General features: G+C 68.7%; 4 protein-coding genes. 1 reads left to right on the top strand and 3 read right to left on the bottom strand.

Annotated features, from left to right (window positions below; translation table 11 throughout):
* From GX015_RS04315 to catA, 3 genes are all read right to left on the bottom strand, one after another.
* Positions 1–102, bottom strand: a 102-nt coding sequence (locus GX015_RS04315; RefSeq protein WP_291343055.1) for a muconolactone Delta-isomerase family protein, incomplete at its 3' end; no start/stop codon positions are given.
* 122 nt (positions 103–224) lie between these two features.
* Positions 225–1,358, bottom strand: coding sequence for a muconate/chloromuconate family cycloisomerase (locus tag GX015_RS04310; protein ID WP_291343053.1), 1,134 nt, complete (start codon positions 1,356–1,358; stop codon positions 225–227).
* Positions 1,359–1,604: 246 nt separating this feature from the next.
* Positions 1,605–2,486, bottom strand: a complete 882-nt coding sequence (gene catA / locus GX015_RS04305) for a catechol 1,2-dioxygenase (RefSeq protein WP_291343052.1) — start codon at positions 2,484–2,486, stop codon at positions 1,605–1,607.
* A 505-nt stretch (positions 2,487–2,991) separates the two neighbouring features.
* Between catA and benA the strand changes: the two genes are divergently transcribed.
* Positions 2,992–4,438, top strand: a 1,447-nt coding sequence (gene benA / locus GX015_RS04300) for a benzoate 1,2-dioxygenase large subunit (RefSeq protein WP_291343051.1), incomplete at its 3' end; no start/stop codon positions are given.

The raw sequence follows: 4,438 nt of genomic DNA, 5'->3' as shown, positions 1-4,438 counted from the left end.
CTCCTGGCTGTACGCCTTCTCGCGGGCGATGGTCTCGTCGCGCACCTGCGGGTCGAGGTCCTTCGGGATGTTGACGTCCATGCGGACATGAAACAGTGCCATGGTGTTCTCCTTCTCGCGGCCGGCCGGGTCTGCCCCGGTCGGCCGATCACGTGTTTTCGGTGTTGATGTTCGTATTGCGGTGGTGCCCGTCGCTTCTTGCTTGACGACGGCCACCGGGCAAATCAGTCGCGGGTGTAGAAGGCGACCTTGTCGTCGTCGGGCAGAAGGCCCAGCCCCGGGCCCTCGGGCAGCGTGACGCGACCATCGGCGTATTCGAGGTCGGTCTGCGTGTAGGTCTCCTTGAGCAGCATCGGGCCGAACAGCTCCGAGCCGTAGGAGATGCCCTCGACGGCGCAGGCGAAGTGGACCGACGCCGCGGTGCCGATCGGCCCCTCCAGGCTGGTCGCGCCGTGGCAGGCCAGGCCGGCGGTCTCGGCGATGGCGACGGTCTTCAGCGATTCGCGCAGACCGCCGAGCTTGGTGGTCTTCACGGCGATGACGTCGGCGGCCTCGGCCTGCACCACGGCCAGCGCATCGGCCGGGGAGCACACCGACTCGTCGGCCATGACGGGCACGCCGGTGCGGCGGGTGATCTCGCGCAGCGTCGCCAGATCGTGCGCCGGGGTCGGCTGCTCGAAGAGCTGCACGCCCGCGTCGGCCAGCGTCGGCAGGTGGCGCAGAGCGGTCAAGCGGTCCCAGCGGGCGTTGACGTCGATGCGGATGGACACGCCACCCGGCACCTTGTCGGCCAGCGCGCGGGTGAGCTCGGCGACGCGGGCGGTGTCCTCGGCCGGGTCGCCGGCGCCCATCTTCAGCTTGAAGCTGCGGTGGCCGACGCCGTTCATGCGCTCGTCGATCTCCTCCAGCGCCGTCTCCAGCGGCAGCACGCCCAGCGCCCACGTCACGTCGACGGAGTCGCGCACCGCACCACCGAGCAGGTCGCGCACCGGAATGCCCAGCGCCCGCGCCCACGCGTCGTGCATTGCGACGTCGACGGCCGCCTTGGCGAACCGCGCGTTGGCCACGACCTTCTCCAGGTCGCGCATGATGCCGGCCAGCTCGTCGAGGCGCCGCCCGACCATGACCGGCGCGAGGTAGCGGTCGACGATCGCCTTCATCGTCTCCGCGGACTCTCCGCCCCACCACGGGCCGCCCGGGACGACGCCCTCGCCCCAACCGCGCACGCCGTCGGCGGTGGTCACCTCGACCAGCAGGATCGGCTGTGCGGTGGCGGTGGTGGTGGCGAAGCCGTGGGGCCGGATCAGCGGGATGTCCAGGATGCGGCTGGTCACCCGCTCGATGGTCAGGTTGGTCATGGTTTTCCTTTCGGGAAGGGCCGGGATTCGGGCGGTGCGGTGCGGCGCGGGCCGTCGTGAAGCCTCAGCGCGGCCAAGGCTACGGCCCCGCAAACCCCCGCGGCCCCCGACCCGCGCGACGGCGGTTCGGGGGTGCGGGTTTCAGGACTGCGCAAAGATTCGATGGTGACGTCCGTGGAGGTCACGCCCGGCCGCGGCGAGGAGGCGCCGCGCCCGGACCGGTGAGGCCTCGTTCTCCTGGGAGAACTAGTCCTCCTTGGAGACGTCGAGCGCGAAACCGTACTCGACGACGTTGTTGCCCTCGGCGTCCGGCTTCGGGTCGAGGATCAGCTCCGGCTTGACGGCGGTGGCGACGTCGGTGTCGACCCAGTCGCCGCCCTGGAAGTACAGCTGGGTGGTGATGGGGCGGTGACCCGGGTGGGTGACGCGCAGGTGCAGGTGGGCCGGGCGCCACGGGTGGCCGCCGTGGGACTCGATGAACCAGCCGGTCGGGCCGTCGGCCGGGATCTGGTACGGGGCGGGCTGCAGGGTGGTGATCTCGTAGCGGCCCTCCTCGTCGGTGACGATGGTGCCGCGCAGGTTCCACTCCGGAATGCCCGGGGCGAACTGGGAGTAGAAGCCCTCCTCGTCGGCGTGCCACAGCTCGACGCGCGCGCCGCCCAGGCCCTTGCCGTCGAGGTCGGTGACCTGGCCCTTGAAGATCAGGGAGGTGGCCTCGCGGTCCTTGTCGCGCATCGGCATCTCGCAGACGGCGGGCAGCTCGGGCGAGTTCTCGACGTAGTACGGGCCCTCGATGGAGCCCTTGGTGCCGGAGTAGTCGAGGCGGTTGTAGTGGATCTCCTCGATCTCGTGCTCCACGAAGACGTCGAGCCACAGCGGCCACTCGCCGTACTCGCCGACGTCGATCATCCACTGCTTGAGCACGCGGTACTCGTCGTAGGTGACCTGGTGGTCGTGGGCGACCTTGGCGATGGCGGCGAGCAGGTCCTTGTAGATCGCGGCGGCGCGCTCCTTGGACGTGTCGGCGGTGACGCGCTCGGACTTGAACTTGTCCGTGGCCTTGTTGCCGGAGTCGTGGGCGGTGGGGTCCACGGCGTCGGTGGCGTTGGGGGCGGTCGACTGGGTCATGGTGCTCTCCTCGGGGGCTGGGGCCGTGATGGCCCGGGAAGGGGGCTGGTGCTTCTCCGGCCGGCGGGTCCACCGTGTTCGGCGGGGCCCGGGGCGGTGGTCCGCCCGGCTGGAATGACCCAACTGTGCGTTAGGACACAGCGGTAGTCAACCCTTCCAAATGTCCTGATTTCAGACATTGTTCACCGGGATTTTGCTTCACGACGCCCATCTCCGCAGTTCAGTGGCCGGAAATATGGTTTGGCGTACAAACAACGAACCGCCAACCCTGGGCCAACCCTAGGCATCTCCCTAGTGTGATCCACTTCATCTTTGTTCATCATTGGACGTGAGCCGCACCACACGTCCGTGTTTTCCGACGTTGGGTCGCACCGCATCCGAATCGCCGGTCGCGTGGTCGCGGCACGGACTTCCCGAATCTCCCCGTCACCGCCGACCGTGCGGACGGGACGGGAAGCCGTCACACCTCAAGCCCCTGACCCCGAGCCCTGGAGGCCACGCAGCCATGAGCACCCCCGTCGATGACATCCGCACCACCCTCGATCGAGCGCTGGAGGATCACCCCGAGGAAGGCGTGGTGCGCGTCAACCGCCGCATCTTCACCGACCCGGAGATCTTCGACCTGGAGATGCGCCACATCTTCGAGGGCAACTGGATCTACCTGGCCCACGAGTCCCAGGTGCCCAACCCGGGCGACTACTTCACCACCTACATGGGCCGCCAGCCCGTCATGATCACCCGTTCCAAGGACGGCGAGCTCAACTGCCTGATCAACGCCTGCTCGCACCGCGGCGCCATGCTGTGCCGCCGCAAGACCGACAACCGCACCACGCTGACCTGCCCGTTCCACGGCTGGACGTTCAGCAATGACGGCGCGCTGCTCAAGGTCAAGGACGAGAAGGACGGCGCTTACCCGGAGAACTTCAACAAGGACGGCTCGCACGACCTGCGCCGCGTGCCGAAGTTCGAGAGCTACCGCGGCTTCCTCTTCGGTTCCCTGAACCCGGACGTGCCCTCCCTGGAGGAGCACCTGGGCGACACCACCACGGTCATCGACATGCTCGTCGACCAGTCCCCCGAGGGCCTCGAGGTCCTGCGCGGCTCCTCCACCTACGTCTACGACGGCAACTGGAAGCTGCAGACCGAAAACGGCGCCGACGGCTACCACGTCTCCTCCACCCACTGGAACTACGCCGCCACCACCTCCCGCCGCGGTTCCGGCGAGTCCACCAACGAGACCCGCGCGATGGACGCCGGCACCTGGGGCAAGCAGGGCGGCGGCTACCACTCCTTCCCGCACGGCCACATGCTGCTGTGGATGTGGTGGGGCAACCCCGCCGACCGCCCGCTCTACGACCGCAAGGACGAGCTGAAGGAGAAGTTCGGCGAGGAGAAGGGCGAGTTCATGGTCGGCGCGTCGCGCAACCTGTGCCTGTACCCGAACGTGTACCTGATGGACCAGTTCTCGTCGCAGATCCGCCACATCCGCCCGATCGACGTGGACAAGACCGAGGTCACGATCTACTGCATCGCGCCGAAGGGCGAGTCCGCCGAGGCCCGCGCCAACCGCATCCGCCAGTACGAGGACTTCTTCAACGCCACCGGCATGGCCACCCCGGACGACCTGGAGGAGTTCCGCTCCTGCCAGAAGACCTACCAGGCCAGCGCCTTCCCCTGGAACGACATGACCCGCGGCCTGGGCCACCAGCTCACCGGCCCGGACGACGTCGCCCGCGGCCTGGGCATGGACAACGTCCTGTCCTCCGGCGCCCGCACCGAGGACGAGGGCCTCTACCCCATCCAGCACGGTTACTGGATGGAGCTGATGGAGGACGCCGTGGCCAAGGACGCCGAGCGCCTGAAGGACAAGGCCGACGACGACGCCGCCACGATGGCCACCCGCGAGGCCGCCCTGGCCCGCGCCCGCGCCCGCGAGGCCGCCAACGCCGCCG

The organism is Corynebacterium sp. (genome assembly GCF_012837295.1).
Classification (GTDB): Bacteria; Actinomycetota; Actinomycetes; order Mycobacteriales; family Mycobacteriaceae; genus Corynebacterium.
The sequence above is the reverse complement of the archived record's forward strand: the minus strand, read 5'-3'. Positions and strand labels throughout refer to the sequence as shown.

Excerpts from the sequence above, each read along its gene's own strand:
- GX015_RS04310 (WP_291343053.1), bottom strand. The coding sequence starts at position 1,358 with ATGACCAACCTGACCATCGAGCGGGTGACCAGCCGCATCCTGGACATC.
- catA (WP_291343052.1), bottom strand. The coding sequence starts at position 2,486 with ATGACCCAGTCGACCGCCCCCAACGCCACCGACGCCGTGGACCCCACC.